The sequence below is a fragment of the Azospirillum sp. UENF 211521 genome, assembly GCF_058780535.1.
The window spans coordinates 1,182,831-1,199,366 of sequence record NZ_JBSNCF010000001.1 but is presented as its reverse complement, the minus strand read 5'-3'; the positions used below and the strand labels follow the sequence as shown (position 1 = coordinate 1,199,366).

18 protein-coding genes and 1 other RNA gene are annotated in these 16,536 nt (G+C 69.3%); 9 read left to right on the top strand and 10 right to left on the bottom strand.

Translation table 11 applies throughout. The annotated features are described in order from the left end of the window. Positions 1 to 34 precede the first annotated feature (34 nt). Positions 35 to 982 (bottom strand): protease modulator HflC, encoded by a 948-nt coding sequence (gene hflC / locus ACWPN5_RS05545; protein WP_145684524.1) that lies wholly within the window; start codon positions 980 to 982, stop codon positions 35 to 37. 11 nt (positions 983 to 993) lie between these two features. Further along, positions 994 to 2,160, bottom strand: coding sequence for an FtsH protease activity modulator HflK (hflK, locus tag ACWPN5_RS05540; protein ID WP_038528604.1), 1,167 nt, complete (start codon positions 2,158 to 2,160; stop codon positions 994 to 996). A 184-nt stretch (positions 2,161 to 2,344) separates the two neighbouring features. On the opposite strand from hflK, the gene apbC reads away from it, so the two are divergent. Both apbC and ACWPN5_RS05530 read left to right on the top strand, forming a co-directional pair. Beyond that, positions 2,345 to 3,517 carry an iron-sulfur cluster carrier protein ApbC gene (gene apbC, locus ACWPN5_RS05535; RefSeq protein ID WP_492294694.1) on the top strand — a complete coding sequence of 391 codons (1,173 nt, stop codon included), beginning with the start codon at positions 2,345 to 2,347 and terminating at the stop codon, positions 3,515 to 3,517. Between the two features lie 186 nt (positions 3,518 to 3,703). Further along, positions 3,704 to 5,512 (top strand): monovalent cation:proton antiporter-2 (CPA2) family protein, encoded by a 1,809-nt coding sequence (locus ACWPN5_RS05530; protein WP_492294692.1) that lies wholly within the window; start codon positions 3,704 to 3,706, stop codon positions 5,510 to 5,512. 15 nt (positions 5,513 to 5,527) lie between these two features. Here ACWPN5_RS05530 and ACWPN5_RS05525 read toward each other — a convergent pair whose 3' ends face one another. The 3 genes from ACWPN5_RS05525 to ACWPN5_RS05515 form a co-directional block, all read right to left on the bottom strand. Beyond that, positions 5,528 to 6,325: an ABC transporter ATP-binding protein gene (locus ACWPN5_RS05525; protein ID WP_014239983.1), complete on the bottom strand. Its 798-nt coding sequence runs from the start codon at positions 6,323 to 6,325 to the stop codon at positions 5,528 to 5,530. Next, complete coding sequence (locus ACWPN5_RS05520) at positions 6,322 to 7,221, bottom strand: ABC transporter permease (protein ID WP_145684518.1); 900 nt, start codon at positions 7,219 to 7,221, stop codon at positions 6,322 to 6,324. Before ACWPN5_RS05520 ends, ACWPN5_RS05525 begins: the two co-directional genes overlap by 4 nt. A 160-nt stretch (positions 7,222 to 7,381) precedes the next feature. Continuing rightward, a complete protein-coding gene (locus ACWPN5_RS05515) occupies positions 7,382 to 8,350 on the bottom strand; it encodes an ABC transporter substrate-binding protein (protein ID WP_200479460.1) in 969 nt (322 codons plus the stop codon). A gap of 80 nt (positions 8,351 to 8,430) precedes the next feature. Between ACWPN5_RS05515 and ACWPN5_RS05510 the strand changes: the two genes are divergently transcribed. Both ACWPN5_RS05510 and ACWPN5_RS05505 read left to right on the top strand, forming a co-directional pair. Beyond that, positions 8,431 to 8,634 carry a hypothetical protein gene (locus tag ACWPN5_RS05510; protein WP_492294688.1) on the top strand — a complete coding sequence of 68 codons (204 nt, stop codon included), beginning with the start codon at positions 8,431 to 8,433 and terminating at the stop codon, positions 8,632 to 8,634. A gap of 60 nt (positions 8,635 to 8,694) precedes the next feature. After that, complete coding sequence (locus ACWPN5_RS05505) at positions 8,695 to 9,099, top strand: DUF983 domain-containing protein (protein WP_014239979.1); 405 nt, start codon at positions 8,695 to 8,697, stop codon at positions 9,097 to 9,099. Between the two features lie 21 nt (positions 9,100 to 9,120). Here ACWPN5_RS05505 and ACWPN5_RS05500 read toward each other — a convergent pair whose 3' ends face one another. Then, positions 9,121 to 11,031: an O-linked N-acetylglucosamine transferase, SPINDLY family protein gene (locus ACWPN5_RS05500; protein ID WP_492294686.1), complete on the bottom strand. Its 1,911-nt coding sequence runs from the start codon at positions 11,029 to 11,031 to the stop codon at positions 9,121 to 9,123. 32 nt (positions 11,032 to 11,063) lie between these two features. Beyond that, entirely contained in the window at positions 11,064 to 12,002 is a 939-nt protein-coding gene (gene thyX, locus ACWPN5_RS05495) for an FAD-dependent thymidylate synthase (protein ID WP_492294684.1), read from the bottom strand. 96 nt (positions 12,003 to 12,098) lie between these two features. On the opposite strand from thyX, the gene ssrA reads away from it, so the two are divergent. From ssrA to ACWPN5_RS05480, 3 genes are all read left to right on the top strand, one after another. After that, positions 12,099 to 12,475: a transfer-messenger RNA gene (gene ssrA, locus ACWPN5_RS05490) on the top strand. A 31-nt stretch (positions 12,476 to 12,506) separates the two neighbouring features. After that, a complete protein-coding gene (locus ACWPN5_RS05485; protein ID WP_041810983.1) occupies positions 12,507 to 13,076 on the top strand; it encodes an SspB family protein in 570 nt (189 codons plus the stop codon). A gap of 24 nt (positions 13,077 to 13,100) precedes the next feature. Further along, positions 13,101 to 13,463, top strand: coding sequence for a TfoX/Sxy family protein (locus tag ACWPN5_RS05480; RefSeq protein WP_492294682.1), 363 nt, complete (start codon positions 13,101 to 13,103; stop codon positions 13,461 to 13,463). 4 nt (positions 13,464 to 13,467) lie between these two features. Here ACWPN5_RS05480 and ACWPN5_RS05475 read toward each other — a convergent pair whose 3' ends face one another. Both ACWPN5_RS05475 and def read right to left on the bottom strand, forming a co-directional pair. Beyond that, positions 13,468 to 14,175 (bottom strand): COQ9 family protein, encoded by a 708-nt coding sequence (locus ACWPN5_RS05475; RefSeq protein ID WP_145684506.1) that lies wholly within the window; start codon positions 14,173 to 14,175, stop codon positions 13,468 to 13,470. A 1-nt stretch (position 14,176) separates the two neighbouring features. After that, positions 14,177 to 14,719: a peptide deformylase gene (def, locus tag ACWPN5_RS05470; protein WP_145684503.1), complete on the bottom strand. Its 543-nt coding sequence runs from the start codon at positions 14,717 to 14,719 to the stop codon at positions 14,177 to 14,179. Between the two features lie 216 nt (positions 14,720 to 14,935). Between def and rpsU the strand changes: the two genes are divergently transcribed. After that, on the top strand, positions 14,936 to 15,139 hold the full coding sequence (rpsU, locus tag ACWPN5_RS05465; protein WP_012974546.1) for a 30S ribosomal protein S21: 204 nt from the start codon (positions 14,936 to 14,938) through the stop codon (positions 15,137 to 15,139). Positions 15,140 to 15,333: 194 nt separating this feature from the next. Continuing rightward, positions 15,334 to 16,158: a 3-methyl-2-oxobutanoate hydroxymethyltransferase gene (panB, locus tag ACWPN5_RS05460; protein ID WP_137140269.1), complete on the top strand. Its 825-nt coding sequence runs from the start codon at positions 15,334 to 15,336 to the stop codon at positions 16,156 to 16,158. Positions 16,159 to 16,226: 68 nt separating this feature from the next. On the opposite strand, the gene ACWPN5_RS05455 is transcribed toward panB, so the two are convergent. Beyond that, a complete protein-coding gene (locus ACWPN5_RS05455; RefSeq protein WP_145684501.1) occupies positions 16,227 to 16,514 on the bottom strand; it encodes a DUF1330 domain-containing protein in 288 nt (95 codons plus the stop codon). Positions 16,515 to 16,536: the final 22 nt, after the last annotated feature.

Below are 16,536 nucleotides of genomic sequence, written 5' to 3'. Positions count from 1 at the left end.
CCGGGACGGGGGAAGGGGAGACGAGCGCGACGTCTTACTGCTGCTGGGCGGTCGCCGGGGCCGGAGCCCGCTGCGGCACGGCACCATTGCCCGAAGCCGGCGCCGGCTGGCCGTTGCCGCCGCCGGTGATGTCGCCGAAGTAGCGGAAGAACTCGCCGCTCGGGGACAGCACCATGGTGGTGTCGTCCTTGTTCAGCGACTTCCGGTAGGCTTCGAGCGTCCGGTAGAAGCTGTAGAACTGCGGGTCCTGCGACGTCGCCTCGGCGATCATCTTCAGCGCCTGGTTGTCGCCCTCACCGCGCAGGATCTGCGAATCGCGCTGCGCTTCGGCCAGGATGACGGTGCGCTCGCGGTCCGCGCGGGAGCGGATCTGCTGCGACTGCTCCTGACCCTGGGCGCGGGCCTCGGCGGCTTCGCGCTCACGCTCCGACCGCATGCGGGCGAAGATCGACTGGCTGGTCTCCTCCGGCAGGTCGGCGCGGCGGATGCGGACATCGACGATCTCGATGCCGAAGCGCTTCGCCTCGTCGTTCACCTGCCCGCGGATGTCGTTCATCACGCGCGGACGCTCGTCCGACAGGATGGCGAGCAGCGTCACGCTGCCGAGAACGCGGCGGAGCGCCGAGTTCACGATGGCGTTCATCCGCGTCTCGGCCACCGCCTCGTTGCCGGCGGTCTGGTAGAAGCGCAGCGGGTCCAGGATGCGGTAGCGCGCGAAGGCGTCCACATCCAGGCGCTTCTGGTCGGCCAGGATGACCTGCTCCACCGGCGGGTCGAGGTCGAGCACGCGTCGGTCGAGGATGCGGACTTCCTGGATGAAGGGAACCTTGGCCTTCAGGCCGGGTTCGCGGATGACGCGCATCGGCTCGCCGAACTGGAGGACGAGCGCCTGCTGCGCCTCGTTCACCGTGAACAGCGAGGCCGAGGCGAGCACGCCCGCGGCGAGGATGCCGATGCCGGCGACCAACAAAGTGCGGTTCATGGCATCCCTCCTCAACGGGCCGGCTGCTGGCCGGCGGGCCGCGCCGGAGCAGGCTGGAGCTGGTTGAGCGGCAGATAGGGAACCACGCCCTGGGCACCCTGCGCGTTGCCGTCGATGATGACCTTGTTGGCGCCGCTCAGGATCTCTTCCATGGTCTCCAGATACATGCGCTTGGCGGTCACGTCCTTGGCGGTCGAGTAGGCGTCGAACACCTTGCGGAAGCGGTCGGCGTCACCCTGGGCCAGGTTCACGACCTGCTCGCGGTAGGCGGACGCTTCCTGGATCAGCCGCTCCGCGTCGCCTCGGGCGCGCGGGATCACGTCGTTCCGGTAGGCCTCGGCCTCGTTGCGGGCGCGCTCGCGGTCGGCGCGGGCGCGCTGCACGTCGTTGAAGGCGTCGATGACGGGCGACGGCGGGTCGGCCTTCTGCAGCTGCACCTGCGTCACCTCGATGCCGCCCTCATAGTCGTCCAGCATGGCCTGGAGGAGCTGGCGGGTGGAGGTTTCGATCTGCTGGCGGGCCTCGGTCAGGGCCGGCTGCAGGTCGGTGCGGCCGATGACCTCGCGCATCGCGCTTTCCGCCGCCTTCTTCACGGTGGCCTCGGGGTCGCGGATCTTGAACAGATACTCGCCCGCGTCCTTGATGACCCAGAAGACGGTGAAGTCGATGTCGATGATGTTCTCGTCGCCGGTCAGCATCAGCGACTCGTCGGGAACGTCACGGTCGCCGCGACGCCCGTCGCCGGCCGAGCGGTAGCCGACCTCGATGCGGTTGACGCGCGTCACCTTGGGCATCAGCACCGTCTCGATGGGCGACGGCAAATGGTAGCGCAGACCGGGCTGCTCGGTGCGCACCCACTGGCCGAAGCGCAGCACGACGCCCTGCTCGTCCGCCTCGACGCGGTAGATGCCGCTGGCCAGCCAGACCACGGCCAGCAGGCCGACGACGAGCGCGATGCCCCGGCCGCTGCCGACGCCGCCCGGCATCACCCGCTTCAGGCGGTCCTGGCCGCGGCGCAGCAGATCCTCCAGGTCCGGCGGCTGCGGCCCTCCGCCGCCGCCACCACCGCCGCCTCCACCGCCACCCGGCGGACGGCCCCACGGATTCTGACCGCCGCCACCCGGCGGAGGACCCCAGGGGCCGCCACCGCCGCCCCCTCCCTGATTGCTCCACGGCATTCCGTTCGTTCCCCTTCGCGCTCTCTCAATTCTTGGGACGGAAATTCCGGAAAACAAATCGTTTCCGGACCGTCCGATCCCTTTACCATTATTGTCCGCCGGCCCTATAGTGCCCATCCCATTCGGGGAAGGATTTCACCGACGGATATCCGCCAATATCGGGAAGGAAGCGGAGTTTTCAACCATGGCGCAGGTCAGCGAAGCTCAAGTCCTTGAAGCTCTGAGGACGGTTGTCGATCCGGAACGGGGCAAGGACGTCGTCAGCCTCGGCATGCTTTCCGGCCTTGTCGTGCGTGACGGGCACGTCGCCTTTTCGATCGAAGTGGACCCCAAACGCGGCGCCCAGGCCGAGCCGGTGCGCCACGCCGCCGAGAAGGCGGTGGAGGCCCTGCCGGGCATTCTGTCGGTCACCGCGGTCCTGACGGCGCACCGCCCCGCCGGGCAGGGTGCGGCCCCGCAGCAGGGTCACGGGCACGATCACGGGCATTCCCATGGCGGGCACGGCCACTCCCACGGCGGCCACTCCCATGGGCAGCCGGCGGAGCAGAAGCCGCTGGTGCCGGGCGTGAAGGCCATCGTCGCCGTCGCGTCGGGCAAGGGCGGCGTCGGCAAGTCCACCACGGCCAGCAACCTCGCCCTCGCCATGGCGGCGAACGGGTTGAAGGTCGGGCTTCTGGACGCCGACATCTACGGCCCGTCCATGCCGCGCATGCTGGGCATCTCCGGCCGGCCGACCAGCCGCGACGGCAAGATCCTCGAGCCGATGGAGAACTACGGCATCAAGGTGATGTCGATGGGCTTCCTGGTCGCCGAGGATACGCCGATGATCTGGCGCGGCCCGATGGTGATGAGCGCGCTCCAGCAGATGCTGCGCGACGTGAACTGGGGCACGCTGGACGTTCTGGTGGTCGACATGCCGCCGGGCACCGGCGACGCCCAGCTCACCATGGCGCAGCAGGTGCCGCTGGCCGGCGCGGTGATCGTCTCGACCCCGCAGGACATCGCGCTGCTCGACGCCCGCAAGGGGCTGAACATGTTCCGCCGCGTGGACGTGCCCGTCCTCGGCATCATCGAGAACATGAGCTACTTCTGCTGCCCCAACTGCGGCCACCGCACGGACATCTTCAGCCACGGCGGCGCCCGCAAGGAAGCGTCCGACCTGGGCATGGAGTTCCTCGGCGAGGTCCCGCTGCACCTCGACATCCGCGAAACCTCCGACCAGGGCCAGCCCATCGTGGTGTCCCAGCCCGAGTCGGAGCACGCGAAGGTCTACCGCGGGATTGCCAAGCGCCTGTGGGAGAAGATCGCCGGCGAGCAGGGTCCGGCGCGAGCGGCGCCGCGGATCGTGGTGTCGTAAGGGGGCGTGCTTGCCCCCACCCTTCCCACGGCTTGCGCCGCGGGCCCCTTCCCTCCCCCGCTTCGCAGGAGAGGGAGTTTTGTCCCCTCCCCTGCGTCAGCGGGGGAGGGATAGGGAGGGGGCAATGTTTTGCCGGGGGCAAGAACCCCCCATATTCCGTCCCTCGACACAGCGCGGACGGGGCCAATGCCGGATTTCGTGACGTTGGTGGTGCTGCTGGCCGCCGTGGTCCTGGCGGTGCCGGTGGCCAAGCGGATCGGCTTCGGCGGGCCGCTCGGCTATCTGGCCGCGGGGCTGGCCATCGGGCCGGGCGGGCTCGGGCTGGTGACGGACGTCGAAGCGATCCGGCACGTCTCGGAACTCGGCGTCATCATGCTGCTGTTCCTGATCGGACTCGAACTGCGCCCTGCCCGCCTCTGGGTGATGCGACGATCGGTCCTGGGGCTCGGCGGCGCCCAGGTCGCGGTGACAACCATCGTGATCGCCGCCTCCGCCATTCTCCTGCTGGGTTTCTCCCCCGCCGCCGCCGCGGTGACCGGATTCGGCCTGTCTCTCTCCTCCACCGCCATGGTGCTGCCCATGCTGGCGGAGCGGGAGTTGCTGACCACCAACGCCGGGCGCAGCGCCTTCTCCATCCTGCTCTTCCAGGACCTCGCCATCATCCCGGCGGTGGCGCTGCTGCCCCTGCTCGGCCATGGCGCCGGAGAGGTGCCGGACGCCGGGACGGCGTGGCTGGCCGTGCTGAAGGCCGGCGGGGCGATCGCGGTGATCCTGGCCGGCGGGCGCTACCTGCTGCGCCCGGTGCTGCGCGCCGTGGACGGCGCCCGGACGCCGGAGATCTTCACCGCCACCGCCCTGCTGATCGTGCTGGGCACCGCCCTGTTCGCCGCCTGGGCGGGGCTGTCCATGTCGCTCGGCGCCTTCATGGCCGGGGTGCTGCTGTCCGATTCGGAATACCGGCACGAGGTGCAGGCGGACATCGCGCCGTTCGAGGGGCTGCTGCTCGGCCTGTTCTTCGTCTCGGTGGGCATGGGGGCCGACGTGGCGGCGCTGATGGCCGAGCCGGTGCGCTACCTGTCGCTGGCGCTCGGCCTGATGGCGCTGAAGGCGGCGGCTCTGTTCGGGCTGGCCCGCCTATCCGGGCTGCGTCCGGGCGGCTCGACGCGGCTGTCCACCGTGCTGAGCCAGGGCGGCGAGTTCGGCTTCGTGCTGTTCGGGCTGGCCGTCGGCGTCGGGGCGATGAGCGGGGGACAGGCGGCGACGGCCATGCTGGTGGTCACCCTGTCGATGATCGCCACCCCCTTCGTCTTCGCGGCGGAGGAGCGCTGGCTGGCGCCGAGGCTGATCGTGAAGCCCGTCCGCCCCTACGACACCATCGCGCCGGACGGGGAGCCGCCGGTGCTGATCTGCGGCTTCGGCCGGGTCGGGCAGATCGTCGGGCGCGTGCTGCGGCTGCGCGGCATCCCCTTCACGGCGCTGGAGCAGAGCGCCGAGCAGGTCGACGTCGTGCGGCGGTTCGGCAACAAGGTCTATTACGGCGACCCGTCGCGGCTCGACCTGCTGCGCGCCGCCGGGGCCGACAAGGCCAAGGTGCTGGTGGTGGCGCTGGAGGACATGGAGCAGTCGCTGCGTGTGGTGGAGCTGGCGACGCGCCATTTCCCCCACCTCGTCATCCACGCCCGCGCCCGCAACCGCCGCCACGCCCATTTCCTGATGGACCGCGGGGTTACGCATTTCGTGCGCGAGACCTACGATTCGAGCCTGCGGCTGACCGGCGGCGTGCTGGAATCGCTGGGCCTGCCGCCGGAAGAGACCCGCCACACGCTGGACACCTTCCGCGAGCATGACGAGCGCACCCTGATCCGGCAGCACGCCGTGCACCACGACGAGAACCGCCTGATCCAGACTTCCCGCCAGGCCGCCGCCGAGCTCCAAGCCCTGTTCGAGGCCGACCGCGAGGAACCGGAGAAGGAGCGCGACCGCAAGTCCGTCTGACGCCCCTCCCCCGCCTCAGCCGATCAGCAGGCTGTCGTCGGTGATGTCCTCGCCGCCGCGTTGCTTGGCGAACAGCGCCAGCAGATGCGGCACGTCCAGCCCGGCGCGCTGCTCCCCCGACACGTCGAGCACGATCCGCCCCTCGTGCAGCATCACCGTGCGGTCGCCGTAATCCAGCGCCTGCCGCATGGAATGGGTGACCATCAGCGTGGTCAGCCGGTTCTCCTCGACGATGCGGCGGGTCAGGCCGAGCACGAACTCCGCCGTTCCGGGGTCGAGCGCCGCCGTGTGCTCGTCGAGCAGCAGGATCTTCGACCCGGCGAGCGTCGCCATCAGCAGGCTGACCGCCTGCCGCTGCCCGCCCGACAGCAGGCCCATGCGGTCGTGCAGCCGGTTCTCCAGCCCCAGCCCCAGCTCCGCGATGCGCTCGCGGAAATGCCGGCGGCGGTCGCCGCGCAGGGCGGAGCCCAGGCCGCGGCGCCGTCCGCGGGCGGCGGCCAGCGCCATGTTCTCCTCGATGGTCAGCGCGGTGCAGCTTCCGACCATCGGGTCCTGGAAGACGCGGGCGACCAGCGAGGCGCGCTTCGGCGTCGCCCAGCGGGTGACGTCCACGCCGTCGATGGCGATGCGGCCCTCCTCGGCGATCACGTCGCCGGCCAGCGCGCCCAGGAAGGTGGATTTGCCGGCGCCGTTGGAGCCGATCACGGTGACGAACTGCCCTTCCGGAATCGTCAGGTCGACGCCGCGCAGGGCGTGCTTCTCCAGCGGAGTGCCGCGCCCGAAGGTGACGTGGATGCCGTTGACCGTGATCATCGGACGGCCTCTCTCTTCTTCGACGCGGCTTTCAGCCGCATCCGCGGCAGGATCAGCGCCACCGCGACCAGGACGGCGGTGACGAGGTTGAGGTCGGAGGCCTGGAGCCCGATGGCGTCCGCCGACAGGGCCAGCTGGACCGCCAGACGGTAGAGGATGGAGCCGACGACGCAGCCGACCAGCGCCCACAGCATCGCGCGGGCCGGCAGCACCGTCTCGCCGACGATCACCGCGGCCAGACCGACCACGATGGTGCCGATGCCGGTGGTCACGTCGGCGAAGCCGTTGGTCTGGGCGAATAGCGCGCCAGCCAGGGCGCACAGACCGTTCGACAGGGCCATGCCGGCGTAGATGTGGAAGTCCGTCTGAACCCCCTGGGCGCGGGCCATCCGGGCGTTGACGCCGGTCGCCCGCATGGCGAGGCCGAACTCGCTGTTCAGGAAGCGGGCCAGCAGCAGGACGATCACGACGACGACGACCAGGACGACGAGCGGCCGCACCACATGGTCGGGCAGCCCCAGCCCGTAGAAGGGCGTCAGCACCGTGTCTTGCATCAGCAGCGCCACGTTCGGGCGGCCCATCACGCGCAGGTTCACCGAGAACAACGCGATCATGGTCAGGATGCTGGCCAGCAGGTGCAGGATCTTGAAGCGGACGTTCAGCGTCGCCGTGACCAGCCCGGCCATCGACCCGGCCAGCGCCGCGACGAGGCTGGCGGCCCACGGGTTGACCCCGGCGACCAGCAGCGTGGCGCAGACCGCCGCCCCCAGCGGGAAGCTGCCGTCCACCGTCAGGTCCGGAAAATCGAGCACCCGGAAGGACAGGTACACGCCGAGGGCGACCAGCGCGTACACCAGCCCGATCTCGACGGCCCCGAAGAAGGCGATTTCACTCATGTGTGTATCCGGCTTCGCCGGTTCGCCCCCTCCCCGACCCTCCCCCGCTCACGCGAGAAAGGGAGAATCAGTCCCCTCCCTCGCCGAAGGCGGGGGAGGGCTAGGGACGGGGCAGAGCCAGCGGAACTTGGTCCTTACCGATTAAACTTACTGCTTAAACTTACTGCCCGACCACCTTGGTCGCGCGCCGGGTCACCGCCTCGGGGATGGTCACGCCCATCGCCGCCGCGGATTTCGGATTCACGAACAGGTCGGTGCCCTTGGCGAAGGTCACCGGGACGTCGCCCGGCTTCTCGCCCTTGAGGATGCGGACCACGGCCTCGCCGGTCTGGCGGCCGACTTGCCGGTAGTCGAAGCCGATGGAGGCCACCGTGCCGCGCGCCACGCTGTCGGTGTCGGCGGAGAAGACCGGCAGCTTGGCCTGCTGGCCCACCGCGACGACGCTCTCCAGCGCCGAGACGACCGTGTTGTCCAGCGGCACGTAGATCGCGTCGGCCTTGCCGACGAGGCTGCGGGCGGCGGGCTGGGCGTCGGCGGACTTGGTGGCGGTCGCCTCGACCACCGTCAGCCCGGCCTTCTGCGCCTCGTCCTTCAGCGCCTTGACCAGCGAGACGGAGTTCGGCTCGCCCGCGTTGTAGAGAACGCCCAGACGCTTGACCGACGGCACGATCTCGCGGATCAGCGCGACATGCTCGGCCACCGGGGCCATGTCCGACACGCCGGTGACGTTGGCGCCCGGCTTGTCCAGGCTGCGGACGAGCTGCGCGCCGACCGGGTCGGTCACCGCGGTGAAGACCACCGGGATGTCGCGGGTCGAGGCGACGACGGCCTGGGCGGAGGGGGTGGAGATCGGCACGATGACGTCCGGACGGGCGCCGGCGAACTGGCGCGCGATCTGCGCGGCGGTTGCGGGGTTGCCCTGGGCGCTCTGATACTCGACCTTCAGAGAGTCACCCGGCGTGTAGCCCGCGGCCTTGAGCGCCTCGATCACGCCGTCGCGCGTGGCGTCCAACGCCGGATGCTCGACGATGGCGGTGATCGCGACGGTCTTGGTCTGGGCGAAGGCGGCGGCGCTGGTCAGCGCGACAGCCGCCGTGGCGGCGGCGAGAAACAGGCGGGTGATCGTCATGGCTCCAGGCTCCCGGGGAGGGTTTGTGCATCCCGTAGACGCCCAGGGGCCGGTCCGTCAACTGCCCGAACAGGAATCCGATGAGCGACGACCCGCACGACGCCCGACTTCAAGCCCGACTCCAAGCCCTCGAATCCGCCATCGCCGACATCGAGGCGGAGGCCCGCGCCGCCGCGCACGCGCTGTGCGCCCATGAGCTTCAGATGCGGCTGGAGAACATCGCCCGCCGCGTGGAGGCCCTGCGCGCGGCGCAACCCCGGGGTGCGGGTGACGGAACGGCGTGACGATCGGTCGCTCCCTCCCCATATGTGGCCCTTCGGGGAGCGGATCGCAGGGGTACGGTCATGACGGCGGAAGACAGGACGGTGGAAGACGGCACTCAGGACGGTGCGCGGTCGAAAACGACGGCGGCGCTGCGTGGGCTGATGGGGCAATGCCCGGCCTGCGGACGCGGGCGCCTGCTGCGGAACTACCTGAAGCCGGTCGACCATTGCGCCCATTGCGGCGAGGCGTTCGGCCACCTGCGCGCCGACGACGCCCCGCCCTGGATGACCATCCTGATCGTCGGCCACATCATCATCCCGGCGGTCCTCTCGGTCGAGCAGCGCTACGAGCCGGCGACCTGGGTGCATCTCACCATCTGGCCATTGCTGACCCTGCTGCTGACCGGCCTGCTGCTGCCGCGCTGCAAGGGCGTGGTGCTGGGGCTGCTGTGGAGCACCGGCGCGCCGGGGTCGGAGCGCGCCTGATCTCCTTTAATCGAAGCTGGCTCAGTCGAAACTGAGGGCGAAGCTCGCCCGCCCCTGTCCGCCCTGGAAGCGCTGCCACATCACGCCGTAGGCGGCTTCCAGCGCGCGGGTGAAGCGCACGCCGTTCAGCGCCGGGGACGCCGCCAGCCGGTCCCGCAGCCCGCCGCGCAGGGCCGTCAGCCCCGCTGGGTCGGCCACCAGCGCCGCCGCCTTGGTGACGTAGCCGTCCGGCCCGTCGGCCACCAGATCGGACAACCCCGCCGAGGCGAGGTGCGTCACCGAATGGCGGGCGCAGAAGCGGTCGCCGCCCAGCGTCACCACCGGCACGCCCATCCACAGCGCCTCCAGGGTCGTCAGACCGCCGGAATAGGGGAAGGGGTCGAGCGCCACATCGACCTCGCCGTAACCGGCCAGGAACTCCCGATGCGGCGCCCCACCCCGCAGATCGACCCGCGCCGGGTTCAGCCCGGCCCGTTCGAACAGGGCCAGCGTGCGGGCCGCGGTGCCGGCGTCGTCCAGCCCCGGCGTGCGCAGCAGCAGGCGGGAACCGGGGACGGCGCCCAGCACGCGCGCCCACAGCGCCGCGACCTCGGCGTTCAGCTTGGGCAGCGCGTTGAAGGACCCAAAGGTGACGTGACCGCGCGCCGCCAGCGGCAGCGGAGCCACGGCCGGCGCGTCCTCGGGCGGCGCCCAGGGCACGTAGGCGTCGGGCATGCGCACGACGCCCTCGATGCACCAGCCGTCCGATCCCGGCGGGCTCTGCCGCGAATCGGAAATCAGATAGTCCATGGCCGGCAGGCCGGTGGTGCCGACATAGCCCGCCCAGGTCGCCTGCACCGGCGCCGCGCGCCGCGCGAAGACCGGCAGGCGGTTGCCGAAGGTCTGGCCCGCCAGATCGACCAGGATGTGGATGCCGTCCGCCTGGATGCGCTGGGCCAGGGCCGCATCGTCCAGGCCGGTGGTCCAGACCCAGTGGTCGGCCTGGGCCATCAGCCGCTCCGTCTTCCAGTCCGGGTTGGCGGTGTTGGCGTAGCAGACGACCTCGAAGGCCGAGCGGTCGTGGTTCGCCAGCACCGGCTCCAGGAAGAATCCCACGGGATGCGCGCGGAAGTCCGGCGAGACATAGCCGATGCGGATCTTCGGGGCCGGAGCGGCCACCGCGGGCGCCGGACGGTCGGGGTAGCGGGCGCCCCAGTCCGCGTGGGCCTGGGCGATCGCCGGCATGGTCAGCCCCGGCACGAACTGCATCAGGTAGAGGCGCGAGGCGTGCAGCGAATCGACGGTGCCATGCTGCGCCACCACGGCCTCGATCTCCGCCAGGGCCTCGTCCGTCCGCCCCTGCATGGCGAGCACACGGGTGGCGCGGTTCGCCCGCACCTCCGCCCGGCCCGGCGCCAGGGCCAGCGCCGCTCCATAGGCGTCGTCGGCCTCGCCCAGCCGGTTCATCTCGGCCAGCGCGTTGCCGAGGTTGTAGGGGTGCGCCCAGTTGGCCGGGTCGAGCCGCCCGGCCCTCTCATAGAGCGTCACCGCCTCCGCTCGCCGCGCCTGGGCGCGCAGCAGCACGCCCAGATTGGCGACGGCCGCCAGCGTCTTCGGGTTCAGCGCGATGGCGCGGCGGAAGAAGGCCTCCGCGCGCGCCGAATCGCTGGCTTGGCGCACTGCCTCCGCCATGGTGAGCAGCCCGTCCATCGCCATCTCCAGCGATGGATCGAGGTTCAGCGCCCCGGCGTAGGCGTTGGCCGCCCCGGCGACGTCGCCCAGGCTTTCCATCACCAGCCCGTAATTGGCCCACCAGACGGGGACCGAGGGATAGGCCGCGATGGCCCGCCCGATCAGCTCCAGCGCCTCGTCGAACCGCCCGGCCTGCGCCGCAACGAGGCCCTGGCGGTGGAGTCCATCGGCCTCGTGCGGCGTCATCTTGGGCGGCGTCATGACGGCTGGTCCTTGCAGGGTTGGAGCGGGCGTTACTCGGCGCGGCCGAGCTGGTCCATCAGCTCCCGCCACTCGCGTTTGGACAGGCCGCTGGCCTCCTGGGTCACGGCCTCGCCGGAGAGCAGGCGCTTCACGACCTCCAGCCCGGTCTTCGACATGTGGGTGCCGCCCAGCCGGTACTCGCTGAAGGCGTCGAACACGGCGGGGACCCAGCGCTTGACCACGTCCAGCATGGCCTCCGCGTAGACGCGGATCTCGTACTGGGCGTGCGGGTCGGCGCGCAGGCTGAGGAAATGCAGGAGGTTGTGGAGATCAACCTTCCAATACCACTGGGTGTAGTAGTTCAGCGTCAGGTTCATGCGCGCCAGTTCGCGCGCCAGACCCTGGCGGCCCTCCGCGATGGTGGTGCCGTCCTCGCGCTGGTTCAGCATCTCCTCGTAGTGGGCGTAGACCGCCTCCGAATCGTCGCGCAGCAGCTTCATCACCGCCGCCGCCTCGTCGCCCTGGAGGACGTCGCCGCGGCCCTGCCGGTTGACGACGGCCTGGGCGCCCAGGTTCTCGGGCGTCGGGATGTAGAACTCGCGATCGAGGATGGAGTAGCGCGCGGAGTATTCGTTGACGTTCGCCGTGCGGTGGCGAATCCACTGGCGGGCCACGAAGATCGGCAGCTTGACGTGGAACTTGATTTCGCACATCTCGAACGGGGTCGAGTGGCGGTGGCGCATCAGATACTTGATGAGACCGGCGTCCTCGGTGACCTTCTTGGTGCCCTTGCCGTAGGACACGCGCGCCGCCTGGACGACGGCCGAATCGTCGCCCATGTAGTCGACGACGCGCACGAAGCCGTGGTCCAGGACCTCCAGCGGCTCGTAGAGGATCTCCTCCAGGGCCGGAACGGTGGCGCGGCGGGTGGTGGCGGTGACGGCGCGCAGGCGGTCGATCTCGGCGCGCTGCTCGGGCGTGATCGGCATGGGTACTCCGGGGACTGAAATTCGGGCGGCACTCTACGTCCCCGGACCCGGCCAGTCACCCCCTTCGCGGCGGCCTCTGGTCAGAATCCGCCGCACCCCCTTTCCATATCCGGACGAAGGGCCTATATTGGGTCCGTCGGCAGCAGCCGACTATGGCGATAAACGCCTTGCGGAATAAGCGTTGTGGACCCGGGGGCGGTACCCGGCGCCTCCACCAAACAAACCACCGGTCTCTCGGGCGTTGCCGTAGGGAGCGGGTTCGTTGGGGGCGAAATAGGATCGACACGCGTGGTAAAGGCATGGTCTTCGCCCGGCATGGTTCCGCCGTTATCGGGCCATTGCAATAGTTGCCAACGACAACGTTGCTCCGGTCGCCGTTGCCGCCTAACAGCGGTAACTGACCGAAATCAATCCCCGATGGGTAGCACCTGAGGGTGGGGCCGTGGGCCGCCTAGCAACAGAAGGCCCACACTTACCCGTCTGGCGTTAAGGACCCGCCCAAGAATGCCGAGAGAGCAGTTGCGTTATGACCGCATGGTCGAGGCCGCCCTGCGCGGTGTCGTCCGTGACGCGCTCCGCCAGGTGACGGACCGCGGGCTCCCCGGCGATCATCACTTCTACCTGACCTTCCGGACGGGTTACCCGGGCGTCGACATCCCCGAATATCTGTCGTCCCAGTATCCCAACGAGATGACCATCGTCATCCAGTACCAGTTCTACGGGCTGGAGGCGCTGGACGATCATTTCGAGGTGACGCTGAGCTTCAACAACGTGCATGAGCGGCTGGTGATTCCCTACGCTGCCATCACCACCTTCGCCGACCCGTCGGAGAATTTCGCCCTCCAGTTCCAGCCGGTGGAGCCCGCCGAATCGGCGGAGATCGCCACCATTCCCGCGCGTGAGGCGTCGGAGAAGAAGGCTGCGGACGGCAAGGATGGGGCGAAGCCGTCCATCGCGAAGCTCGCCAAGTCGGATATCGGCAAGGCCGAATCCGGCAAGCCCGACTCCGACCGTTCCGGCGAGGAGCCGAAGCGCGGTGAGGTCGTGGCGCTCGACGCCTTCCGCAAAAAATAGGCTTTTACCAACAGGCTCCCCACCATGGCCACGGTCAGCGAACTCGTCCGTTTCCTGTGCGAGTCGCTGACACCGTTGGGAGCCATCACCGCCCGCCGCATGTTCGGCGGTTACGCGGTCTATTGCGACGGCGTCGTCTTCGCTCTGGTCGCCCGCAACGTCCTGTATTTCAAGACCGACGACGGCAACCGCGCAGAGTACGAGGCGATGGGCCTGCGCCCCTTCAAGCCCTTCGACGACAAGCCGACGGTCCTGCCCTACTTCCCCCCGCCCGACTCGGCGCTGGATGACCCGGACGAGCTTCTGCTCTGGGCCCGTCCGGCCTTGGCGGCGGCGATCCGCACCGCCGCCGTCAAGAAACCGTCCCGCAGGAAAGCGAAAGTTTGAGGCGTCAGATGTTCTCCGCCATATGGGCGGAGGCGGTGTCCACCGGCGTGTTGCCAGCGCGCTGGCGCACCTGACGGGCGAAGCGCGCCGGACTCGGCAGATGGCTGAGCAGGCGCCCGGCGCGGCCCATGGCGGACATCGCCTTGCCCATGCTCATCACGTCGCCGAGCCGGCGATCCACGAAGGCCCAGGTCTCGGCATGGCCCTCCGACTGGTCGTCCAGCCAGTAGAAGGTGGCGGAGCTGAGCACCGCGGCCAGCGTCGCCCGCTTGGTGTAGTGGTTGAAATCGGTGGCCGTGTCGCCCGCCGCGAACCACATGGCGTCCACCGTGCGGTAGAGCATGCTCAGCCCCATGGCGATGTTCTGCGGCATGGCGAGGTAGGCGAGCAGCCGGCGCTTGGCCTCCATGTGCGGCTCAAGCACCTCGAAATGCGTGCGGATGGCGAGCGCGATCTTCTCGCGCACCTTCATCTCATCGAGCGGATGCTTGTCCAGCTCCGCCAGCATGCGGCGGTCGGTCCAGGCGCCGAAATGCTCGACCAGTTCCGGCACGCCCCCGGGAAAGGCGCGGTGCATGGTCGCCGTGTCGTAGCCGGCCATCTGCGCGCCGTCGCGCAGCGCCTGCTGGCTCCAGCCGTCGAACACGATGTTGGGAAGGGTGGAGAGCAGGATGTCGTCCCGCACCGCGTCCATATCCAGCGCAGCGTCCATGTCAGTCTCTCCCCTCCTGCTGTTCCAGCGCCTCGGTCACGTGATGCGCCTCGTCGGTGAAGGCCAGATAGCGCAGATCGGTCATCCGGTCGATGTAAAGCACGCCGTCCAGGTGATCGCACTCGTGCTGGATGACCCGGGCGTGGAATCCCTCCGCTTCGCGCTCGATCGGTTCGCCGTCCAGCCCGACGCCGCGGTAGCGGATGCGCGCGAATCGTGGAACGACGCCGCGCAGCTCGGGAATCGACAGGCAGCCCTCCATCCCGTGCTCCATCCCATCGTCCAGCGGCTCGATCACCGGGTTGATGAGGACGGTCGGCTCCACCGGCTCGCCGCCGGAACGCATGGCGGGAACGCGGAACACGATCATGCGCAGCGATTCGTGCACTTGCGGGGCCGCCAGCCCGACTCCGGGCGCGTCCAGCATGGTGTCGATCATGTCGGAAGCCAGCCGCCGGATCTCCGGGGCCGTCGGGTCGGGCACCGGGTCCGCGACCTTGCGCAGCACCGGGTGCCCCATGCGGGCGATCTTCAACAGGGCCATGCCCTATTATCTGGGCGCCACGGGCCGCCGGGCAACCGTTTTGCCCACGCATTGTCGCAGCGGAACACGCAGGGTTGGAAGACTCCGCTTCACAGGCGGCCCCGTCCGTGCTACATAAAGGTCCACACAAGGGGTGCGCCCGAAAGCGCATGCCTGTCGCATGCCTGTTTGTTGCTTCATGGCAACTCGGCTCACTTGATAAAGGTGACGGTTAACGTGCAAGTTCTGGTCCGAGACAACAACGTCGATCAGGCCCTCCGCGCGCTGAAGAAGAAGATGCAGCGCGAGGGCATTTTCCGGGAAATGAAGCTGCGCCGGAACTACGAGAAGCCCTCGGAGAAGCGCGCGCGTGAGAAGGCTGAGGCGGTGCGTCGCACCCGCAAGCTGCTCCGCAAGCGTATGGAGCGCGAGGGCTATTAATCCTCAGGCGCGTTTCGCGCCGGATTGACAGGCGCGCTTCGGCGCGCCGGGCATCCATGCGCGTTCGCGCGCTTGCCCCTCTTGTGTCTTGCACCTGCCGCCCCGCGTCTGCGCGTGGGCGGTTTTGGTGCATCTGCGGTCCGCTTCGCCGCACCGAATAAAGCCTGCCAAGAAAAGAATGGGGAGGGTCGCCAATGAGCGCATCCAAGGACACTCCGCGCGTCTCCGTGCCGGCGCTGCGCGCGCGCAAGGGCGGAGAGCCGATCGTCTGCCTGACCGCCTACACGACCCCGGTCGCCCGGCTGCTGGACCCGCATGTCGACCTGCTGCTGGTCGGCGACTCGCTGGGCATGGTGATTTACGGCTTCGACAGCACGCTGCCCGTCACGCTCGACATGATGATCGCCCACGGCGCCGCCGTGGTACGCGGCTCGCGCCACGCCTGCGTGGTGGTGGACCTGCCCTTCGGCAGCTATCAGGAGAGCCCCCAGGTGGCCTTCCGCAACGCCGCCCGCGTCATGGCGGAGAGCGGTGCCCAGGCGGTGAAGGTGGAAGGCGGGCTGGAGATGGCCGAGACGGTGGCCTACCTGACCACCCGCGGCGTGCCGGTGATGGGCCATGTCGGGCTGCTGCCGCAGTCGGTCAACGCGCTCGGCGGCTACAAGGCGGTGGGCCGCGATCCGGAAGCGGCGGAGCGCATCCGCGCCGACGCCCGCGCCATCGCCGAGGCCGGCGCCTTCTCGCTGGTCATCGAAGGCACGATGGAGTCGCTGGCCCGCCAGATCACCGAGGATGTGACCATCCCGACCATCGGCATCGGCGCCTCCCCCGCCTGCGACGGGCAGGTCCTGGTGTCGGACGACATGTTCGGCCTGTTCGGCGAGTTCCAGCCCAAGTTCGTCAAGCGCTACGCCCAGCTCGGCACCGCCATCGGCGAGGCCGCCGCGACCTACGCCGCCGAGGTGAAGGCCCGCAGCTTCCCCGGTCCGGAGCATTGCTTCGGCATCAGGAAGGCATAGGGCACCCTCCCCTGCCCCAAAGAAAAAGCCGTGCGGCCTCGCACGGCTTTTTCTTGTTCCGGGGAGCGTCAGGCGCCGTCCACCACGATCATGCGGAAGTCAGCGGCGTCTTTCCGGGCCTCGCGCGCTTCACGGTATTCGGGGCTGTCGTAAAAGGCCTTGGCGGCGGCGTAATCCGGGAACTCCAGGATGACCACGCGGTTGGGCTGCCAGCCGCCTTCCAGCGCCTCCGCCTGCCCGCCGCGGGCGATGAAGCGCCCGCCATTTTGGGCGACCGCGTTCGGGGTCAGCTTCTTGTAGTTTTCATAGGCCGCGGGATTCGTCACGTTCACGTCGGCGATGATGTAGGCGGGCATGGCGTCCTCTCTCCGTTTCTTG